13 protein-coding genes are annotated in these 21,466 nt (G+C 51.5%); 1 reads left to right on the plus strand and 12 read right to left on the minus strand.

Annotated features, from left to right (window positions below; genetic code table 11):
- Positions 1 to 17 precede the first annotated feature (17 nt).
- The 11 genes from R3B84_02760 to nusB all read right to left on the minus strand — a co-directional run bounded on the left by R3B84_02760 (position 18) and on the right by nusB (position 18,688).
- Entirely contained in the window at positions 18 to 1,046 is a 1,029-nt protein-coding gene (locus R3B84_02760; GenBank protein MEZ6139470.1) for a zinc-binding alcohol dehydrogenase family protein, read from the minus strand.
- Between the two features lie 114 nt (positions 1,047 to 1,160).
- Complete coding sequence (locus R3B84_02765; protein ID MEZ6139471.1) at positions 1,161 to 2,564, minus strand: sulfatase; 1,404 nt, start codon at positions 2,562 to 2,564, stop codon at positions 1,161 to 1,163.
- Between the two features lie 71 nt (positions 2,565 to 2,635).
- Positions 2,636 to 4,057, minus strand: a complete 1,422-nt coding sequence (locus tag R3B84_02770; protein MEZ6139472.1) for a sulfatase-like hydrolase/transferase — start codon at positions 4,055 to 4,057, stop codon at positions 2,636 to 2,638.
- Positions 4,058 to 4,150: 93 nt separating this feature from the next.
- The gene (locus tag R3B84_02775) at positions 4,151 to 7,429 is read right to left on the minus strand and encodes a leucine-rich repeat domain-containing protein (GenBank protein MEZ6139473.1); all 3,279 of its coding nucleotides are present in this window, start codon (positions 7,427 to 7,429) and stop codon (positions 4,151 to 4,153) included.
- Between the two features lie 258 nt (positions 7,430 to 7,687).
- Entirely contained in the window at positions 7,688 to 9,187 is a 1,500-nt protein-coding gene (locus R3B84_02780; protein ID MEZ6139474.1) for a sulfatase, read from the minus strand.
- 187 nt (positions 9,188 to 9,374) lie between these two features.
- Entirely contained in the window at positions 9,375 to 11,327 is a 1,953-nt protein-coding gene (locus R3B84_02785; GenBank protein ID MEZ6139475.1) for a sulfatase-like hydrolase/transferase, read from the minus strand.
- A gap of 883 nt (positions 11,328 to 12,210) precedes the next feature.
- Positions 12,211 to 13,131, minus strand: a complete 921-nt coding sequence (locus R3B84_02790) for a hypothetical protein (GenBank protein MEZ6139476.1) — start codon at positions 13,129 to 13,131, stop codon at positions 12,211 to 12,213.
- A gap of 223 nt (positions 13,132 to 13,354) precedes the next feature.
- Positions 13,355 to 14,023 (minus strand): polymorphic toxin-type HINT domain-containing protein, encoded by a 669-nt coding sequence (locus R3B84_02795; protein ID MEZ6139477.1) that lies wholly within the window; start codon positions 14,021 to 14,023, stop codon positions 13,355 to 13,357.
- A gap of 1,358 nt (positions 14,024 to 15,381) precedes the next feature.
- Entirely contained in the window at positions 15,382 to 17,286 is a 1,905-nt protein-coding gene (ftsH, locus tag R3B84_02800; GenBank protein MEZ6139478.1) for an ATP-dependent zinc metalloprotease FtsH, read from the minus strand.
- Positions 17,287 to 17,310: 24 nt separating this feature from the next.
- Positions 17,311 to 18,195 (minus strand): PHP domain-containing protein, encoded by an 885-nt coding sequence (locus R3B84_02805; protein ID MEZ6139479.1) that lies wholly within the window; start codon positions 18,193 to 18,195, stop codon positions 17,311 to 17,313.
- Entirely contained in the window at positions 18,182 to 18,688 is a 507-nt protein-coding gene (gene nusB / locus R3B84_02810) for a transcription antitermination factor NusB (protein ID MEZ6139480.1), read from the minus strand. The genes R3B84_02805 and nusB overlap by 14 nt, the downstream gene beginning before the upstream one ends.
- A 191-nt stretch (positions 18,689 to 18,879) precedes the next feature.
- Between nusB and R3B84_02815 the strand changes: the two genes are divergently transcribed.
- On the plus strand, positions 18,880 to 19,509 hold the full coding sequence (locus tag R3B84_02815) for a DUF6624 domain-containing protein (protein MEZ6139481.1): 630 nt from the start codon (positions 18,880 to 18,882) through the stop codon (positions 19,507 to 19,509).
- Positions 19,510 to 19,664: 155 nt separating this feature from the next.
- Here R3B84_02815 and R3B84_02820 read toward each other — a convergent pair whose 3' ends face one another.
- Complete coding sequence (locus tag R3B84_02820) at positions 19,665 to 21,407, minus strand: ATP-binding protein (GenBank protein ID MEZ6139482.1); 1,743 nt, start codon at positions 21,405 to 21,407, stop codon at positions 19,665 to 19,667.
- Positions 21,408 to 21,466 lie beyond the last annotated feature (59 nt).

Genomic DNA, 21,466 nt, shown 5'->3' on the forward strand with positions numbered 1-21,466 from the left:
ATTGAAATAAGAAAGCCTTAATCCCCCACGGTGATCATGGCTTTAATAACCTGGGCGTCGGGTTTCATTAAGTCCGGGAAGCGGTTGGGGACATCCTCAAAAATCACTTCATGGCTGATCCAGGGCTGGGTATCAATTCTGCCCGCTTCAATCAGTTGAATGATTCTGGGAAAATCACCCGGCAGTGCGTTGCGGGTGCCCATCAGGGTCATTTCCCGTCGGTGAAACAATGGGTCGGGCAAGGCCACGTCGGTGGAGACAATTCCGACGTAAATCATTCTGCCACCGAAACTTACGTATTGGAATGATGTAGCCATCGCCCCCGCGTTACCAGTGGCATCAAAGACGCACGAAAACAGCTCCCCACCAGTAATCGATTCCAGCTCTTTCAGCGTCGTGGGCAGATCCCGCAGTTCTACCACGTGGTCGGCCTTCATCACTGTGCGGCAAAATTCCAGCCGGGCCGGGTTCATATCCAGCACGGTAATTTCTGCCCCAGCCACGCGGGCAAATTCCAATACGGACAGGCCAATTGGGCCCGCACCGACAATCAGGATTTGCTGTTTTGGCTGCAATTCCCCACGATCAACGGCGTGGCAGCCAATCGCCAATGTTTCCACCAGTGCCAGTTGGGCCAGGCTGAGCTTGCTGGATGGGTGCAGCTTTCGTGCGGGAACAATCACAAATGGTCGCATCCCGCCATCGGTATGCACGCCAAGCACCTGCAGGTTCTTGCAGCAATTGGGTTTACCGGTGCGGCACTGCATACAATGCCCGCAGTTGATATAGGGCTCAACGGAACAACGATCCCCCACCTGAATGTGGGAGACGCCATCGCCCAGTTGCATTACTTCCACACCGAGTTCATGCCCCATAATTCGCGGGTAGGTCATGAATGGCATCTTGCCCAGATACCCACTGACATCGGTGCCACAAATGCCCACGCGGTGCACGCGGACCAGGGCATCACCAGGCCCCGGGTGGACAGGCTGCGTCGTCTGCTGAATTCGAAACTTTTTCGGTTCTTCCAAAACTAACGTTTTCATGGTTGACTCGGGAGAGAGAGTTATCCAGTTGACTATATGATTTTTGTAGGAAAGCAATGCGGACAAGATGTTGGTGGTTCCAGGGTAACGTTGCCACGATGCCCCCTCCGGTCGCTATTCGTCACCTTTTGCCCGGCCAGATTTGAGCTTCGGTGCCATATCCTTTAATGTGGGCACCATCGACCGCAGACGTATCAACTCGGCGGCGTATTCCTTGTTCTTAATCTGGTTCGTCCACTCGTGGGGGTCTTTCGAGTGGTCGTACAATTCTTCCTCATCATCGCGGTAGCGGATATAACGGAACTTCTCTGTACGGATGGAAACGTACCGATCGCCCCACGAGGTGATGGCTGTACTTTCCCACGGAGCTTCAGGGTTCTTGAGCAGTGGCACCAGTGACCGCCCTTCGACGTACGTAGGGGCCTTCAGGTTACACAACTCTGCAAGGGTGGGATAGACGTCCTGCAGAGACACGAAACGCTGACACACAGTTTTGGATGATGTAGTGCCTGGCACACGGAACATCAGGTTACAATGGGTTGCCTCTTCCCAAAGGGTGTTTTTCTGCCAGTGATGCTTCTCGCCAAGATGGAAGCCGTGATCGCTCATGAAGATCACAATTGTATTGTCCCGATAGTCGCTTTTGTCGAGAGCATCCAGAACGCGACCCATCTGGGCATCCACATAGGCAGTGGCGGCGAGGTACGCCTGCACGCCCTGCTTGTGAACGCCGTTCGCGATCACTTGATCCACGAACTTACCTTTCGAACTCGTGACGTCCCGGCCAATTGCCGGAAGGTCGTCGAGATCGTTTTTGAGGATCGGTGGGAGCTTCACATCCTCCAAAGGGAACATGTCGAAGTATTTTTGCGGCACATACCACGGCATATGCGGGTGGAACAGTCCACATGCGACGAGGAACGGTTTGTCGTGCTTCTTCTGCAACTGGGCGATGGTGGCATCCGCCATTTTGGTGTCGTTCATCTGCTCTTCCGTCAAGTGCGTCGGCCCCCAGTCCTGTTCTCCGCGTGTGAAGGGCAGCAAGGGTGCCTTGGGCGGTGCGGGATCGCGCTTGTGGGGGAGATCGTCGTCCCACACATTGCCGAGTCTCCAGCCGTGGCCGATTTTCCCATACGATGCCGTGAAATAGCCGGCGTTCTTAAACAATCCCGGAAGCGATGTGGCCTTGTTCAGCGCGGCACTTCCTGAAGAGTTGAGGCCGTTCATGTATAACCCGGACTGCCACGGCCGAACACCAGACAGGAACGCCGTGCGTGAAGGGCAGCAAACCGGGCTGGCAGTGTATGCCTTCCAAAAGGTAATCCCGCTATCGGCCAGCTTCTTGATGTTCGGCGCGACTACCTTGCCCGCATAGCGGTCGGGGTCGCCGAGCAGCCACGTGTTTAAGTCGTCGGCAATCAACAGCAGCACGTTCGGTGGCTTCTCGGCCGCGGCTGCTTCCGAACAAATGAAGAGTACGACCAATGGCAGTGCCCAAATGCTAGCGGATATTTTCATGATTTTTCCCAATTGGTTATTCCTTCGATTTTCACCATGGCAACGAAGTTCCCCCAATCCAAGTTGTGCCACTATTCCTTCACTCGGAATCCAGGCTTGAGTTTTTTGAACGTCTCAAAATGCTTCTTGTACGCTTCCATTTCGACCCACCTTTCGCTGCGCTGGGGCTGGATTACCCGTCCTTCTGGGTAATCTTTGCCAGCCGCACTGGCTTCCACCGAAAGGGTTAACTTCTGTGCTTCCACCTTCATCGTTTGGTATCGCCCGGGGTGCGTGGTGGCTAAGTCTCGGGTTTCGCCAGGATCATTCTTAATGTCGAATAGTTCCCATGGCCGGTTCTTCCCTCGTCCGATGCTGACCAGTTTGAAATCCCCATCGATCAGGGCGGTCCCTTTCGCGGTGAACGGGATGGCGTGCGTCCTCTTCGGGATTTTACCGTCAAAGAGTGGCAGGATACTCTCACCATCATGGACCTCAAGCATCGAGTCTTTGGGCAGGCCGAGCAGATCAACGACTGTGGGGAAAATGTCCATCGTGGAGGCGGCGAAATCTGTGACAACTGGCTCGATTCGGCCAGGCCACTCGACAATGCCAGGAACCCGAATCCCGCCTTCGTAAAGGCTGCCTTTGTGACCCCGCAGTTTGCCCACCGAATCGGGGTCTTCCGGCAGTCCGCCATTGTCGCTGCAATACCAGATCAGCGTATCTTTCTCAACGCCCATGTCCCGCAGGCCCTTCCGCAACGTCCCGATGCTGCGGTCGAGGGCCACAATCTCTCCAAGGTGGTTGGCGAGCCTCCCTTTCGTTCCCTGGGGCAACCCACGGGTGTCGTCAGCGGCGGCGGACCAGGGGAAGTGAGGCGACCCGTACCAGATTACCGCGAGGAACGGCTTCTCGGTTTGCTTCTTCATGAAATCGAGGGCTTCGTTCACAATCACCGTGGAAGAGTCCCCCTTGAGGGCGACAAATTTTCCATTTCGCCCCATCAACGGATCCATATCGAAATAGTTGGTGGTAGAGAGCCACTCATCGAAACCGTAGTGCCCTGGGTGGTTCGGGTCGTCGCCCAGAACAGGCATTCCGTTGCCTTCGACGCCATTCAGGTGCCACTTGCCAAAGTGAGCGGTGACATAGCCTGCTTTCTTGAGTGCCTGTGGCAGGGTTTTCTCCTGCAGGCACAGTCGATTGCCAATCGCAGGTACTCCAGTTCGCTGGGGAGTTCGTCCCGTCAGGACGGATGCCCGCGTGGGGGAACAGGTCGACGCGGCAGCATAGAAGCGATTGAAGCGGATCCCCGCCGCCGCCATCGCATCGAGATTCGGCGTCTTCAAATGGGGATGGCCGTTGTACCCGACTTGGTTCCACCCTTGATCATCGGCCATCACGAGGACGATGTTGGGCTTCGGTTTTTCGGCGGCGTAAAGTACAACCGGACCTACCTGATAGAGCAGTAATCCAACGTGGGATATCCAGCGAAAGAGTGTTACGGCCATTTCCGTACTCCAAAACAGGTTTTCAGTATCACGTACCTACGTCCTTTACATTCATGGTAATCAAAAACCTGCTTTTATTGCATATTGAGATTCTCAGGGAAAAATTATCTTGGTGTTCGGCAGCGAAGTTTTGAGCGTAGCCCAGCTTTCCCTGGGCAGCGAATTGCAATATCTGAGATCCAGGGTTCTGAGCGAAGTCAATTTCTCGATGCCGTTCAAGTTTTTCAGCGCCTTGCAACTGCCGAGGTCAAGGGTTGTGAGCGAAGTCAGGCCCTGGAGGACGTCCACGTTTTGCAGCGACGAGCAATTGTTGAGATCCAGGGTTCTGAGCGAGGTCAATTTCTCGATGCCGTTCAAGTTTTGCAACGAATCGCAATCGTTGAGATGCAGGGTTTGGAGCGAAGTAAGTCCTTTGAGGCCGTTCAAGTTTTGCAACGAATCGCAATCGCTGAGATACAGGGTTTGGAGTGCAGTCAATTTCTCGATGCCGTTCAAGTTTTGCAACGAATCGCAACTGCTGAGATACAGGGTTTGGAGTGCAGTCAATTTCTCGATGCCGTTCAAGTTTTGCAACGAATCGCAATAGTAGAGATACAGGGTTTGGAGCGAAGTCAATTTCTCGAGACCGTTCACGTTTTGCAACGACGTGTAACCACCGAGAGAAATGGTTTGGAGTGCAGTCAATTTCTCGATGCCGTTCAAGTTTTGCAACGAATCGCAACTGCTGAGATACAGGGTTTGGAGCGAAGTCAATTTCTCGAGACCGTCCACGTTTTGCAGCGACGAGCAATTGTTGAGATCCAGGGTTTGGAGTGCAGTCAATTTCTCGAGACCGTTCACGTTTTGCAGTGAATCGCAACCACTGAGATCCAGGGTTTGGAGTGCAGTCAATTTCTCGAGACCGTTCACGTTTTGCAGTGAATCGCAACCACTGAGATCCAGGATTTGGAGTGAGGTAAGTCCATTGAGGCCGTCCACGTTTTGCAGTGACCTGCAATCACTGAGATCAAGATTTCTTAATGACTTCAGACCATTGAGGCCGTTCACGTTTTCCAGCGAAAGGCACTGCTTGAGATCTAGTGTTTGGAGCAAGGTCAGACCCCTAAAGCCTTCCACGTTTTGCAACTTACTGCAACCTCTGAGCTCAAGTTGTGTGAGCGAAGTGAATTTTTCGAGGCCGTCCACGTTTTGCAGCGACCTGCAATCACTGAGATCCAAGGTTCTGAGCGAGGTCAGTTCTTTGAGGCCGTCCACGTTTTGCAGCGACCTGCAATCACTGAGATCAAGGGTTCTGAGTGAGGTCAGTTCTTTGAGGCCGTCCACGTTTCGCAACGATTCGCAATCTCTGAGATCCAGGGTTTGGAGTGAGGTAAGTCCATTGAGGCCGTCCACGTTTTGCAGCGAAGCGCAACCACTGAGATCAAGGGTTGTGAGCGAAGTCAGTCCATTGAGGCCGTCCACGTTTTGCAGCGAAGCGCAACCACTGAGATCAAGGGTTTGGAGTGAGGTAAGTCCTTTGAGATCGTCCACGTTTTGTAACGACATAAAGAATGGAGGGCCATTGAGAAACTGATCGCGATCGCGCCTGCTGAGATCAAGGGTTTGGAGTGAGGTAAGTCCTTTGAGGCCGTGCACATTTTGCAACGCCTTGCAACCGCTGAGATCAAGGTTGCGTGGTTTCAGTCTGCGGAAGGCAGCTTTGAGGTGATCCAGTTTTTTGATGCTTCTGCCTTCTTCTGTACCGACGGTAATTGTCGATGTCGATTCATTCCAGGTGAAACCCGCATTTGCGAGATGTTCGATCGCCCGCTGCTTCTGCACCCAGGGAAAGATGAAAACAAGCCCGATCACAAGGACTGTAGTGGTGGGAGCGAGCCAAGGTCGCACAATACGCCAGAAAGTTCGATGCATGCCGTCGAGCACCCGCTCGATCAGCGTGGCCAGAAAGTCGTGCGAGATCTGGAAGACTCGTCGTCCATGGTCGGCGGCATCTGCACTGACACAGCGTACGAGACCCGCATGGCCGAATTGTTCGAGTTGCACATCCAAAGCAGTCGTTTCGAGACCTGTTTCCTGGGCAATGTCCGAGACGGAACGAGGTCGGGCCGTGTGAAAATCCGTTAGCAAGGCACGCAGAACACGACCGCGTTCTTCTTTAATTTCATCGCCCAAACAGTCACGCACATAACCTCGGAGAAGGTCGTCGGTTCGTCGCCAGAGCAGCGGGTGATTCGACATTCGTTGGAGGATGAGGCCCAGAAAGTTGGCGACGATCGGTCGCATTACAACACGACTACCTTCCTGCCGTGCAGCTTCATGAAGAACATGCTTCATGCGTTCTTCTGGCACATTCAGGCCAGGACACGATCGCAGAAATTTTGCGGCTGTTGCAAAATCGAGTGGTTCGATCGTCATCCAGTTCTTCCCCTCTTCCCGGACGGGCAATTGCAGCGGGGCCAAAAGGCGATGATGGTCATCGCGATAAGAAAGAAGAATAGTAGTTCGCCCGGGGGGATTAGTTAGAAAATCTTTGAGAAAATCACGAATGGGAGTGAGTGTCGACTCGTCGATGATGATGGTTGTCTCAGTCGAATTCAATGGTTGATTTTCCCCCCGTGCAGCGCTACCGCGGAGCAGAAAGTACTCTTCAAATTGATCGAAAGCGATCAAAAGCCGGCAATCGGCAGCGAGTTGGCGTTCCGCACGACGCAGAGCAGCCATCGGCGTCAGATCTGCATAGTCGTCGGGTTTTTTCTTCCAGAGCACAAGCAGTGCTTCTTTCAGCGAGGCTAAAGGATCGTTGTAGCTGCGAATCGTGAGGAGAATTGTCTTTTGTTCGAGGCCCTCCGCTGCGAGTTGTGGCTTGAGATAAGCGCCCAGCAGTGAAGACTTGCCTGCACCGGACAAACCTGTGAGATAGAGCAACGGGGCCTTTGGTGAAGCAGCCCACTGTAGAAACGGTTCGTAGCCGTTGGCAAAAAACTTGTACGGATCATCCTCACGTGGAGCCGTCGTAAAATAGCCGGTTTTACCGAGCCCCGTCGGACGCAGACTACGTTCGCGGCGACGCCGCGAAGCAGGAAGAAGGTTAAACAAAAATGCGAGAAGGAGCGGGAGCAGGAGGATGCCTGCAATCGTATAGATCGCAAGATTTGCCTGTTCATCCTTTTGGGCAATGAACTCCTTCCAGATGGCCACCAAACCAACCAGAGCAGTCAAGTAAGCTGTTACAATGCCAAGATAGAGCATTGCGCTTTTAAAGAGTGCAAAAAACCATGCTGATTCTGGGGCGGCGGCGGCTTCATCCGTAAGAGTAGACGCAGGCGTTTTATGCTCAGGGTCATCAAGTTCGATTGTTGAATCTGAATTCATGGAGACTCCCAACAAGGCAATTAACAAGCAAATCGATAGATAGAAATTTCACAACGGGTTGGCACAGAACCAGGGGTCAGCGTCCAGACCAAACAGAACTTAAGGCAGACACGGTCATTTTTACTCTCCAAAACAGGTTTCCAATATTATAACCACATCCTTTATATCAACCGTGCGGACTTTCAGATCTTTGAACAACTCGATATCATTAAACTTGCTGGTTCGAGTAACCTTGCCTTGAACCGCTGACTCGGAGTATCACTTCTTCTCGTCAGATTCGAGAGGACGTTCGCCTTTGAACGGTCCCCAGAGTTTGATGATCTCGTATTGTTTCGCCTGGGAGTATACCGCCGCGTCGTAGTTCGGATTCGGCTTCGGAATCCTTGCACCGACCTCCTTGAAATAACGCATCATCTCATCGTGCAATTTCCGATGTACCTCCGGCAACTGGTCGGCGATATTTTTCACCTCCCGTTCGTCGCTCAGATCAAACAACATGGGAACATCAGGTGCCTCGTAGAAATGCATCACTTTTCGGTTGCCCGAAACGATAGCCGAATGGGGCATACTGGTGCGATAATGCGGATAGTGGAAGTAGAGGAAACGGTCGCGGAACGTCGACTCTGTTTTGTCTCCACGCACGATGCCGGCAAGACTGACACCATCGATGTCTTTGAGTTTCCTGGGATCACCTCCGGCCCATTCCACGAACGTGGGAAGGAAATCGTAATTCACCACATTATCACTACAGACCGAGCCGCCCTTGATGCCAGGGCCTGTGACGATCATGGGCACACGTAATCCCCCTTGCCACGTCCACCATTTCGCCGCATGCAAGGGTTGCTCCAAATTGGGAAAGAACGAGTGCCGGTAGCCATTGTCGGCAGTTACGATCACATACGTGTTGTCACGAATGCCGAGCTGTTGGAGTTTGTCCAGAATTGCACCGATCCGACCATCGAGGTCTTCTCCCATCCCAAGCCAGGTCGCGGGGTCGTTTTTGAGGGACAGTTTCTTAGTTTGGGTTTTGTAGTAAGCCTGGAGAGTCGGATGTTTGGCGTACTTCTCGCGAGTTTCAGGCAGGCAATCTCGGCCTTCGTGCATTGCATAGTGCGAGATTTGCAGATAAAAAGGTTTACCAACTTTCGATTGAGATTCGATGAATTCGAGCGATCTCTTTGTGACACTGAACATCAATTTGGGGTCGCCGGGGAGATTTTCATTTCCAGGCTTATTTGATGTATCGCCGTCATGCGCAGCATAGCCTTCATCCTCGGGGTTTCCACGCATGTGCCATTTGCCGAAATGCGCAGAAACATAACCCAGGGGCTTGAGTGCCTCCGGGATCGTGATTGCATCTTTGTCGATCGTGGCATCCGAGGTGCATGGAATAACGGGGAACTGTGAATACGTTTTGTTGGTATCGAAGATCGCATCGCCTTTTGGCGGGGTCATAAATACCGTGAATCCGTTCCGAGCCGCAGATCGGCCAGTTTGCAGACAGACTCGAGAAGGCGAGCACTGTGGTGCACCGGCGTAAGCGTTTCGAAACTTCATACCGTCACGGGCCATTTTTTCGAGGTTCGGCATGCTTAGGATCGGCATCTGGGAATTCGGCATGGAGTCGTCCATCCGCACGGGTGTACCGTACCAGGCCCAGTCGTCGACAAAAATCATCACGATGTTTGGCTTCTCTGCCGCGTACGCAAGATTCGCCAGATTCAGAAATAAAAAGAGTGCTATTCGTAATGTTGTCATTGTCAGAATCCTCCTCGTTTTGTTGCAGTCGTTGAGCTTGATTTATTTGTCGATCCGGGTTTTCGGGTTCAGTCCCCAGTTGCCCAGTGCCATTTTCCGACCATCTCCTAAGTGCAGCCGACCGAGATTGCCAAAAGCAATGTCAAGGTATGCACATGTTTCCTTCGGAGAAGCAGGTTGTGAGGTGTCACTTACCCACATCGTTCACATCGACGGTGCGGATCTTCAGATCTTTGAACAATTCGCTATCAGTAAACTTGCTGGTTCGAGTATCTTTGCCGCTGGTCCATAACGGTGTCGTTGTCCCGTCCAGGTGGCGGATGCGGAGATTGTCGATGTAGACGGTGAACGTGCCCGGGGTGCCACCGGGAAATACCACACCGTGTTTGCCCAAGGGACCAGGTGCCGTGCTCGACAAGCCAATGATCCGGTGTTCCCAGGTGCTTTTGCCATCAGCGATGCCAGGGCCCGTGCTCTGGTCGCGGCCGAACTGGTCTGCTGCAGTCCCAGGCTTGAACAGTGGGCCGAATGGCTTGGAATTATTCCCTTCCAGCGTAGAGAAGTACGGGTGCCGCTTCGGAGTGCCTGGTGAAAAAGCGATGTCGAACTCGACCCAGTCGGTAGCGAATTGCGATGCAGCCCAGTTCGCCACAGTAACGGCAAGGCGGTCTTTCGGCTTGGCTTTGTCGGTAATGGTCACCGTCACGGCCAGCACCTCCCCAGATGGGGCCGGTTTGGCGTGATACCTGGCTGGGGCCGGTCGATGACTGACCGCAATACCCATCGAGTCTGCCCATTCATCCATCCTGGCCGTAAGTTCCTTCACCACGTCCGGGTGGGCATCTGCAACGTTCCTGGCCTCCACCTCATCGGTGGTAATATCGTACAACTCAAAGCGGTCAAAAAAACGGTGCAGCTTCCACTTGTCCGTGCGAAGTGCGTCTTCGTCCCGCCAGATGAAGTAGTAGTTTTCCACTGGGCTGGGCTTGCGATCGCGGAGAGCAGGCCACACATCCTTCCCGTCAAGTGGTCGGGTCTTCGGCATGGTGGAACCAGTCATCGAGATCAGCGTTGGGAACATGTCTAGACCACCACACAGGCCGTTCCACTTCGTCCCGCCAACAAGACCACCCTTGGGCCAGTGAATCACTGTTGGCAGTCGCACCCCGCCATCGTAGATGGTGTGCTTGTGCCCACGCAGTGGCAGGCTGCTGCCTTCGGCCATCGCTCCATTGTCGCTGGTGAATACCAAGATGGTGTTGTCGAGCAACTTCAGCTTTTCTAGCTCCGCCACGATGGCAGCGACATTTTTGTCCATCGACTGAAGCATGGCGGCGTGGATTCGCTTGTTCTCAGCGGTTGCTTTCGCGTTTGCCGCTGGAAGTTTAGCAGCCTGCTTTGCATCGATGGCAGCGAGGTCGTTTTCCTTCGCCTGAAGCGGGGCATGGGCAATATGAAACGGAATGTAGCAGAAGAAGGGCTTCTCCTTGCTATCTCGGATGAAGTCGATGGCATACTTCGTCACCAGGTCGTCCGTGTAGCCTTCATCCTTTTCTCGGAACTCGAGGTTGTGCCACCAGGAAACGGGCCCACGACCCTGTACTGTCTTGCGGGTAAAGTAATCCGCACCACCACCGTAATACACCCAGGCTTCATCGAAACCGTGTGCGTTCACACCGTGTCCGAAGTTGGGCTTCTTGTTCGGCATGTTCTTGAAAGCCTCGGCAAACGCAGCACGATACTCAGGCGAGTCCGGGTCGTTGCCGTTGTGCCATTTACCGAATACCCCCGTGCGGTAGCCATTGGCTTTGAACCCTTCGGCAATGGTGGTTTCTTCGAGTTCAAGTTCACCTCCCACTTCCGGGCCAGTGCCCACACGAATCGGGTGGCGGCCAGTGAGAAACATCGCACGAGTGGGCGAGCAGACGCACCAACCCATGAATTGGGTTAACTCCAAGCCCCGGCGGAACAGCTTATCGATATTCGGTGTCGGTACACCCCCACCGTGGACGCTGAGGTCTCCCCAGCCCACATCGTCCGACAGGATGTAAACCACGTTCGGCTTATCTGCGGCAAAAGAGTGCCCATATATGGCGAGCAGGAGCAAAGCAATGAGTGAGCGACGGATACTGTGGAGCATAGCCTGTTCCTCGGGAAATAAAGAGTAATGGTTTAAACACCCAAAAACCAGATACGTTCCGCCAGGGAAGAAAAACACACAGTTTCTTCGCAATCTTCATCTTCCAGTCAGGTCATTGTGGGCGATGAAGACAAAAGCCAAACCGAGGCGAATGCTGGCGGGTCACAAAGACATTTTCAGTTTCTGGGGCACTTCACCACATAGCGACACATGTGTAGCGGTGCTATAGATCAAATCCAAAGCATGGAATTATTTCCACGCACATATAATATATCCTCGAGTCTGACAAATTTGACATTTTTCTCTCGCTGGGACGATTTCTGGTGAAAGATTTCTGTCGCAACTGCTTATTCAGTAACAAGTTGCGTCGAATCACACTTTTTTGTGAATTTTTGCAAAATTGATATCACCCCACTGGCTTGATTTGCCAGAAAGTGTCGTTACAGGTGGGGAATTTGGTTTGCAGATGTACATCTTTGATCTGAATGTTGCAGAAGGGGAGTCCCGACTGTACGACAGGCAGATACTGTTGATCCTCAGACTGTAGCAGGTCGCCTGGCTGCAGGAACTTCGAGGGAATCCAGCCCTGATCTTTCACATAAAACGGATGCTCGGCCGTGGTGCGGATGATCCTGCCACCCACATGTAGATTAGGATTGGGGCAACGCGAATGAATACTTCTTCAACAGCTTTTGCTTCAATGCCGCCGTTCGGATCGAATTCGTCTTGCGAAAGCAACAGATCGCCAAGAGCAATCTCATCAGCCCTCATACTGTCAGTAGGCGTTCACAAAGGCGTATCGCCCGCAACCCAATTGGCTGAGTTGTGCTTGACTTGTAGGTGTTCAAGTTGTCAAAGAACAGCGACTTTCCCAAAAGCCGAATTACCAACCAACAATCGGTTCTGGAAAATCATGTTTGTATCTTTCTATCGCAACTTGAATATCTGGTATTTCATTTTCGGGTATCTCTTCAAAAATTGGTGGTGGAAAGTTCAGCTGATTTTGAAGTAATTGATGGTCAACAACTGGGGTTTCCAAACCAAGCTCTTTCCTGATTCGATACAGTGCCATTATTTCGACAGGGAATACCGTATAAGGTGCGAACAAGAATGCTGGATATGCTCCTCGTTCAACACTTTCTTTGCAATGGAGATCACAAATGCTTAAAATATCCTCGGCAAGCAATTCAGGATAATCCCAATGGTCAAAGATTACCTGATAACCACCTAGAGGATTTTTGATGTCCGAACGCAAGTCAATTTCAACACCTAACCATTTGCCAAAAAGTTTTAAGACGAATGGAAAAAACGGCATTGTATAAAACCAAACTTCATCACCCCCTTTCGTTAAATAAAAATTCTCGATTGCTAGTTTGGCGTAAGGGATTGCAAATGAATCATATCCCATTGCTGCTGCTTGGCAAAGAGCATGAGGATACAATTCAGCAAAAATGACTGCCCTGTTTTTGTATTGCTTGTCTAACATCGTGTATGTTGCATGCAATTTAGCGGCCCAAGCCCGGATCGTTAAGCCTTGTTGCAACGATTTCCATCCAGATTGATTTCCAGATAATACTTCATGTGCACCTTTGTTTAGAAATGCTACTGCAATGCAATTCACATGCAGTTCAATCACACCATAGACCTGACGGTATGTCTTATTTTGCAAAGAAAGAGTACATGATTCCTTGATTTTCTCCAAGTAGTATTCATGCATTTCAGAATCAGTGGCAAGTCTATATAAATCAGGAAGCTTTGATTTAATCCAGTTCTTGTTTCGATACTTCGGGGTCTTGTTGTTCATTGTATAATTTGTCCTAGTGTCGCCAAAGCTTAAAACTTACGTAAGTACTCTTCGGCATTGAAAGTGGGGGATGCCAGCCCGTTCCTGATCCAATATTCCCTACGTGTATGATACCACCTCTAACATGCCCATTATTAAGTTCAATTGCCTTTAACAGCTCACCAGCCAGTTTCTTTTCGCCTGGTGTCATATGTTTCAGTCAGTGCTCGGTTCAACCTGCTTGTTACAAAATATTGTCGACCTTTTGCTTGTGCCGACTAAGTGAAAAATTATTGGCGGTTGAGCCTTTTGCTTCCCAAAAGTAGTATTTGCCATTCTTTTTTGTAACCAAATCGATTCCGTGGCCACTATTGTTCTGTAACGAACCAAGTATTTTGTGTCCACCTTTCCGCAATACTGCGCGGGCAGCCCGCTCGCCTGTATGCCCAGTTTTGCTGTAGCGCATTGATTGTGGGCCCAGGCGCTCCAGCCCCAGGGTGGGGTCGCCGACGAAGTAGGTGTGGTAGTCGCTGATGCGGAAGTTATAAACCGTTTCGACTTCGCCACTATCGGCCACGCCTTCGACAGGCAGATACTGTTGTTCCTCCGACTGTAGCAGATCCCCGGGCTGCAGAAACTTCGCGGGCACCCACACCTGGTCTTTCTCATAAAACGGATGCTCGGCTGTGGTGCAGATGATCCTGCCACCCACATGCAGATTAAGAATCGGTGCAACGTGAATGAATACTTCTTCAACCGCTTTTGCTTCAATGCCGCCGTTCGGATCGAATTCGTCTTGCGAAAGCAACAGATCGCCGATAGCAATCTCATCAGCTCTCATACTGCCAGTAGGCGTCCGCAAAGGTGTATCGCACTGAACATTAAGCTGAGTGATTAGGTTTCGAGTTGTCAAAGAACAGATTTGAAGGCGGATTTAATCTATATGATAAATCATGTGCTTGCAACTAACGAATTCGAAGAAAGCTGAATAAATTCGAAAGATAAAACGTCATTTTTCTTGAATTTTGGCATTTTCCTTGCTTTCCGCAAATGATCTCCATCGATTGCGATTATTGGTGCATCTGTTTCATTTTCCCAAATTATAGCCACTATTAAGCTACTATCGGAATACATATCAGCATAAAAATAATGCCATTCATTATATTTGCATTCTAATCGACCCAGCAAGTTATGTGAAGACAACCTGGGAGCAGTTATACTGGAACGATCTAATCTAGGAATTACGCATTCAGTTTTCAACAATGGTGATGGATAATCCCCAACAGTATCACTTGAATGCAATAGTTCAAATGAATCATGCATTGGTATGATTTTTGTTAGCCAATCAAACTCAAACTCAAAGTCATTGATTGTGCACGATCTTCGAAGATCTATCCAATAGCAATTGTCTAAGAAGCCCGACCATGACAATGAAAAATCTAATGCAGTATTTTGCACTATATCGCATGAAGTTATTATTACGCCAGTAATAGACAAAATAATTGATGACATAATATTGCTCACAAATCAGCTAAATGGGTGATTCAGGTAATGGCCACAATTTTGCGTGACGTCTGTAGAAATAGCGATTTGCCACATCCGCTTTAGCTTGTATTTCCCATTGCTTTACTTGCTTAGGTTCATATCCTAATCTGTGCATTTTATAGGTCGTTTTATAAATGCATGCAAGATCTTTCTTATATCTACGTCTTGCATAGTTGGGTATCGGATTACTTGTTCAAGACTTCGCCCTGGATTCCCGCCTACGCGGGAATGACGGTTTTCAGTTGGGCATCAGTTAACTGGTTGTTCTACTCCCTGAGGTTGTACTCGCCTACGTGGGAATGACGATTTGCAGATTGGCAGCGGTTAACTGGTTGTTCTTCGGATTCACTGCCTCAGGTAGTACCCGTCTACGCGGGAATGATGGATGCCAAACTGCGGTTTTCAGGCAAAACCTGCCCGTGGTGAAAGATCCAGTCAATCCAAATGAATTGGTGGCACTTTACACCACAGGGCAGTACTTGCGTCGTTCTTCGAGTTGTCAAAGATCAAATCCAAAGCATGGAATTATTTCCACGCACATATAATATATCCACGAGTCTGACAATTTTGACAATTTTTTTCTCGCTGGGACGATTTATGGTGAAAAATTTCTGTCGCAACTGCTTATTCAGTAACAAGTTGCGTCGAATCACACTTTTTTGTGAATTTTTGCAAAATTGATATCAGCAGATCAGCATGACAAATTAGAACCGAACTCCTCGAAGCTCACCCGTTGTCTACCTGCTTGAGCATTCCCGAAAGTTGCATGCGGGTGCGGACTTTATCACTTAACGGGAAGCCGCTGCCATACAGCAGTTCGAACAGCTCCTTGTCTTCCAGCACTTCTTTGGTAATCAGCCGTTCTGTTACCAATGTCAACGTTTCGTGGGACGTTTCCAGCAGCGTGCGGACCTGTTCCAGTGCGTCCTGCAAAATTCGCCGTATCTCCATGTCAATTTCACGCAACGTCGCTTCACTGAGCTGCGGGCCACTTTCTGGCGTGCTTTCCAAAAATCGCGTACCAGGTGCGGCGTAATAGATCCGGCCCAGTTTGCTCATGCCATATTCACGCACCATCTGCTCCGCTAACTGCGTGGCGTGCTGCAAGTCGGCAGTGGCACCACTGCTTAATTCCTGAAAGGTTAATTCCTCCGCAATTGTTCCCCCAAGCGCCACCTGAATGCGGGCTTCCAGTTCTTTCTGCCTGATAATCAAGCGATCATTCTCAGGTCGCTGCAGCACATAACCCCCTGCCAGCCCACGTGGGATGATTGACACCTTGTGAACCAGGTCGCTGTCGGGTAGGGCACAGGCCACCAGTGCGTGGCCCGCTTCGTGTACCGCAATCCGTTGTTTTTCTTCAAACAGCATGATGCGGCTTTTGCGTTCCAGACCAATCGCCCCACGTTCAATCGCCTCGTTCATGTCGGTCATGGTTACCGAATTGGCATTTCGCTTTGCGGCCAGCAGTGCGGCTTCATTGACAATATTGGCCAGGTCGGCCCCAGCCAGGCCAGGGGTTAGATTCGCCACTTTTCGCAGGTTGACGGATGAATCTAACTGTATCTTTTGCGTGTGTACCTGCAGAATCTGCTCTCTCCCATCGACATCTGGTCGATCCACCACCACGGTGCGGTCGAATCTACCTGGTCGCAGCAGGGCAGTATCCAATACCTCCGGCCGGTTGGTGGCAGCAATAATAAAGATCCCCTGGTTGGCATCAAAGCCATCCATTTCCACCAGAAGTTGGTTCAGCGTCTGTTCCCGTTCCTGGTGGGCAGTGTGTGCAGCCCCACCTCGACTGCGGCCCAGTGCGTCCAGTTCGTCAATAAAGACAATACAGGGTGCCTGACGGCCGGCATCACGAAAAAGATCCCGCACGCGGCTGGCACCCACGCCCACATACATTTCGACAAATTCACTGCCACTGATAGAAAGGAAGGGCACATCCGCTTCACCAGCTACCGATAACGCCAGCAGGGTTTTCCCCGTTCCGGGTGGGCCAACCAGCAGCACCCCACGTGGGATGCGGGCCCCCAGGCGGGTGTAGCGGTCACGATTTTTCAGAAAGTCCACCACCTGGCTCAGTTCGTGCTTCGCTTCGTCGATTCCTGCCACATCTTTGAAGGTGATGGTGCTGGCACGTGAAAAGACACGGTGTCTGCTTTTGCCGAACGCCAAACTGCGATTGCCCAGCCCGAAATAAAGGAAAAGTGCCACCACCGCCAAGGCGGCAACCACAAAATAGAGAATCGAAATGATCCAGCCGAACGTTGATCGCCCACGTTTCACCTGAAAGGTGGGCAACGACTTCTTCAACCGGTCAAATAATGAGAAATCCTCATTTCCTGGTGGGCGGGTGACCACAAACGGGTAGGTTTTGTTCAATTCCAACCCAGTCGGAACGTGGGGATCGGCCTGTTGAAAGCGAATCTTCCCCTGAATTTCGGCATCACGCACCACGACATCCTGCCACACCACCGTGGGAGTATCTAACAGGTGCAGAAACTGGCCGTATTCCAGTTCTTTTTCGTCTGCCCAGGGATTCCAGATGATACGCAGGCCCAGCACCAGCAGAATGGAGATCGGTATGCCGTATACCAGCGATGGGTAGCTTTTCCGTTTTTGCATGAGTCTGGTGCCACAACCGAATGATTAAACAATTGTCAGATTGGTCGAGAACAACTGTTGAAATTCTACAAGGTTGATGCCACAATGCCCGATAGAACGTGCCACGGGTGCGGCACCGTGGCAATCGCTGCCACCGGAAATGGCCAAACCGGCTGCACGTGCCAGTTCCCGACAGTGCTGCCGGCGCTTCTTTCCGGGCCAGGGATATTCACATTCCAGTGCGTTCAAGCCCACCGAACGCAGATAATGAAGAGATTCTAATGAAATATCTTCTGGTGGGTGAGCCAGCGAACTGATTCCACCGGCATCGGCCAGTAATTTGATTGCTTCGCACAGGTCCAGGCGGGCTTTGGGAATGGCGGAAATTGCTGGTCGCTTCAAAAAATGCTCAAAAGCACCGTGAATGGAGCTTGAATAGCCTTGCTGAATCAGCAGTTTGGCAAGGTGGCGACGTCCCAACGAGCATTCCGCTGGGAGTTGCTGCACCGCACCCAACAAGGTGGGGGCCTCTTCAGAAAGCAATTCTGCAATGGTGAATGCCCGCTCCCGCCGTGCATGCTGCAATTCAATCAGACACTTGTTTAATTGTTGGTGTTCCAGATCGGGCTGATAGCCCAGCAGGTGGTATTCCATCCCCTGAAACTGGCAGGTCAGTTCCACGCCTGGAATGAAGCGAACCGGAGAAGATTTTGCCTGTAAGTACGCCAGAATGGTGCGGCACCCAGCTACGGTGTCGTGGTCGGTCAACGAAATGGCGTAAAGTCTTTGTTTTTCCGCACGTTGAAGCACTTCATGTGGTGAAAAATCACCATCGCTGGCAGTGCTGTGCATGTGTAAATCGATCCGGGGGGTGCGTGTCCCGCCCTGGGCCATCGCCTGACAAATCGCAGTAAAGCTATTCCGCCGCATCGGAAGGAGGTGCGTCGGGTTCTGTGGTTTCGGGTACCACGTCGGCAGGTGGCACTGCTGCCTGGGCAGCCTTCGCCAGTGATTCACCGGTCAGATGCTGGTAGATTTTGTCCAGCACCCCATTGACGAATGAGGAGGAATCTGCGGACCCATAACGGCGAGACAATTCAATTGCCTCATCTAATGCAACAGGTGCGGGCGTTTTGGTGGGCGCAAATTCCATTTCGTACGTGCCCATCCGCAATACATTGCGATCAGTGGGTGCCATTCGCTGAATTTTCCAGTTTTCGGAAGACTGGCTGATCAAGGCATCAATTTTCGACTGATGATCGATGACCCCCTGGTACAATTCCAGACAAAACTGCTCCGCTTCACCGTTTTTCAGTCGTTCGTGGATGAACTGATGAATCGATTCTTCTCTTACCGCACGATTGAGATCCCATTGAAACAACAATTGTAAAACAACTTCCCGTGCACGTGATCGCCGTGTCATCCCACCAACCTTGAAGTCAAAGATTTAAACATACGTCCGGATGGGCAGAAAGAAATCTTAAAAATTAATGAAAATGCAGTTTCTGCCAAAATGATTGATAGACGCACCACCTTTGCTGGCAACCCAACAGTGGTTCCATTGCACCCGACTGGTGGTAAAATATTGGTTCGTACAGGAATATGGTGATAAAGATGTTGGCTACCTGTTTTGCAATCGCGTTTTCGATGTTGCTTGCACCACCTGCCAATGGGGAGCTTCGGAAAGAATTGCTGGAAATGCAGCGGAAAGATCAGGCCGCCCGCGCCGCAATGTTGCAGGCATTTGAGCAGCACGGGATTCGTTTTGAAACAGGGAAACCAGTGACCGAGCCCCAAAAGCTGGCGGTAGTGCTGGAAGAAGCGAAGAAATTAAAGGAAATCGATGCTGTCCACACCGAGCGGATGAAGGAAATATTGAAGAAACATGGCTGGCCGGGCAAGGCACTGGTGGGAATCGATGGAGCCCACGCTGCCTGGTTGCTGGTTCAGCACGCTGATTCAGACAGCAAGTTTCAGGAACAGTGCCTGAAGCTGATGCAAAAAGCACCCAAGGGGGAGGTCGATCCGAAAGATATTGCCTATCTGACAGATCGCGTGTTAGTTGCTGCCGGAAAACCACAACGCTATGGCACGCAACTGAGAGCGGATTTTCAACCCATGCCCATTGAGGATGAGTCACAAGTGGATCAACGCCGAACAGCGATTGGCCTACCCCCACTTGCCGAGTATCTGAAAACAGCCTACGAGGACTTCAAGAAAATGTCGCAGGCACCCAGAAAATAAAACCCGAACTATTCCATCAGGCGTGAATTGCCAACTATTCCAGCTTTCATTTCTACTGCCATGAGGTGAAGCCCAGGCTCCTTGGCTGAACTGCCTAAAAATTAATCAAAAAGACTTCATGAGCACTTTCTTATTTTATTCCGGCCAACCTTCTTTCACTCCACCTGCGTGGGGAACAGGGGCAGTTCGTGGGCAGTGCCCTGATTGGGATCTGGCCCGAACGGAGATTTCAACGGCAGCCGCATTGTGAACTTGCTGCCTTTGCCCACAATGCTTTCAGCAACTACTTCACCGCCATGTTCGCGGAAGATTTTGCGGCACACTGCCAGACCCAGGCCAGTGCCTTTTGCACCCTTGGTGCTGACAAATGGCTGAAAAATCTCCCGCAGGGTGGCTTCTGGAATTCCGGGGCCGTGGTCGAGCACGATCACTTTTGCCCACTCGCCTGTGGGATCGACCAGCGTCTGAATCGCCAGAAATTTGTCTTCCGAATGCTCCAGAGCGTCGATGGCGTTGCTGACCACGTTCAGAATCGCATTGTGCACGCCATCCGCATCGCACGGCACGTGGGGCAGCGTGGCAGATAACCGCATCTCCAGCCGAATGCCATAATCGTCTATTCGCCCACGCACCAGTTCCATGACATCCTGCACCAACAGGTTCAGGTCTTCGGGAATGATGTTTGGCTCTCGTTCTTTGGAAAAAGTCAGCATGTCGAGCACCAGTTGCTGGATGCGTTGCTGGTTTTTCTGCACCAGGTTCCAGCCTTTGCCCATCAGTTCACCGTCCTGCTCCCGCAGTGCGGTGTTTACCATGTCGCTGCCAAAGACAATCCCCTGCATAATATTCTTAACGTGGTGGGAAACAGCAGCCATTGCCTGCCCCACCGCCGCCAGGCGTTCTGCCTGCAACATCGCCTGATAATACCGCGTTCCTTCGATGGCTAAGGCAATCTGGTGGGCAATGGCAATCGCCAGGCTGAGGTGGTCTTCCTTAAAGCTGGCGGTGGGTTCGGCCTGGTTCTGCTGCACATATTTGCGAACATCGGTCACGGTATCCAGAAACAGCACACCGTGGGTCTCGTGGCGGCCCTGCATCGGCACGCAGATGACCTCATTGATGTTATACCGTGTAATACTTTTTCCGGTAGCAAAGCGCGAATCGCGGGCAGCATTCGAAATCAACACCCCCTGCTGCTGCTGAATGACCCAATCGACAATCGTTTTGCTGACATTCATGCTGGGCAGCATCTGATTCTGATCGCGAAACCGCACCGCAGTGGGCTGGTACGATTTGTCTTTGAGGTCGATCTGCATGATGCACCCCTGATCGGCGGGGATCGAATCGAGCAGCAATTCGAGCAAGCGTTGCATCATTTCGCCAAGGTCGCTGATATGGCTGATCGCCTGCGAGGTTTCGTACAGCACCGCCAGATTGGCCAGGCGGGTCTTTAACCAGTCAGTGGCCTGTGCTTCGGGACGGGTTAAAATTCTGCTGCCTTCATCGGCTGCCACCGTTTTAATGATGGCGGAAGGGATGTCGCCTTCCTTTTTGGGCACCAGGCGAACTTTTTCTGTTAAATCTTCCCGCGTCTGTCTGCCGGCGGGCTGATCGTAGGTAAACATCAGCACCGATTGGCCCAGCGTCAGTTCATCGCCCGAACTGAGTGGTGCATCCTGTACGGTGCGATTGTTCAACAGCGTGCCATTGGAACTTTTCAGGTCTTTGACGCGGTAGTGCGGTGCCACAAAGGTGATCAGTGCGTGGTGGCGGGAAACTTCCGTATCGTGCAGCACAATCGAATTGGTTCGCTCCCGCCCCAACGTGATTTCTGCGTTGGCAGGAAGTTCGAACTGTCGGCCTTCATCGGGCCCACCGATGACAATCAAGCGTGGCATCGCCAATATCCTACCAGCATGCAATGACTAATTTGCCATTCCTGGGAACATTCCCCCAC

The sequence above is a fragment of the Zavarzinella sp. genome, from assembly GCA_041399155.1.
GTDB lineage: Bacteria > Planctomycetota > Planctomycetia > Gemmatales > Gemmataceae > JAWKTI01.

Bases quoted from the DNA above. Each gene is read 5' to 3' on its own strand.
- R3B84_02820 (MEZ6139482.1), bottom strand. From the start codon at position 21,407: ATGCCACGCTTGATTGTCATCGGTGGGCCCGATGAAGGCCGACAGTTC.
- R3B84_02790 (MEZ6139476.1), bottom strand. From the start codon at position 13,131: ATGAACAACAAGACCCCGAAGTATCGAAACAAGAACTGGATTAAATCA.
- R3B84_02760 (MEZ6139470.1), bottom strand. From the start codon at position 1,046: ATGAAAACGTTAGTTTTGGAAGAACCGAAAAAGTTTCGAATTCAGCAG.
- R3B84_02770 (MEZ6139472.1), bottom strand. From the start codon at position 4,057: ATGGCCGTAACACTCTTTCGCTGGATATCCCACGTTGGATTACTGCTC.
- nusB (MEZ6139480.1), bottom strand. From the start codon at position 18,688: ATGACACGGCGATCACGTGCACGGGAAGTTGTTTTACAATTGTTGTTT.
- R3B84_02805 (MEZ6139479.1), bottom strand. From the start codon at position 18,195: ATGCGGCGGAATAGCTTTACTGCGATTTGTCAGGCGATGGCCCAGGGC.
- ftsH (MEZ6139478.1), bottom strand. From the start codon at position 17,286: ATGCAAAAACGGAAAAGCTACCCATCGCTGGTATACGGCATACCGATC.
- R3B84_02780 (MEZ6139474.1), bottom strand. From the start codon at position 9,187: ATGACAACATTACGAATAGCACTCTTTTTATTTCTGAATCTGGCGAAT.
- R3B84_02815 (MEZ6139481.1), top strand. From the start codon at position 18,880: ATGTTGGCTACCTGTTTTGCAATCGCGTTTTCGATGTTGCTTGCACCA.
- R3B84_02785 (MEZ6139475.1), bottom strand. From the start codon at position 11,327: ATGCTCCACAGTATCCGTCGCTCACTCATTGCTTTGCTCCTGCTCGCC.
- R3B84_02775 (MEZ6139473.1), bottom strand. From the start codon at position 7,429: ATGAATTCAGATTCAACAATCGAACTTGATGACCCTGAGCATAAAACG.
- R3B84_02765 (MEZ6139471.1), bottom strand. From the start codon at position 2,564: ATGAAAATATCCGCTAGCATTTGGGCACTGCCATTGGTCGTACTCTTC.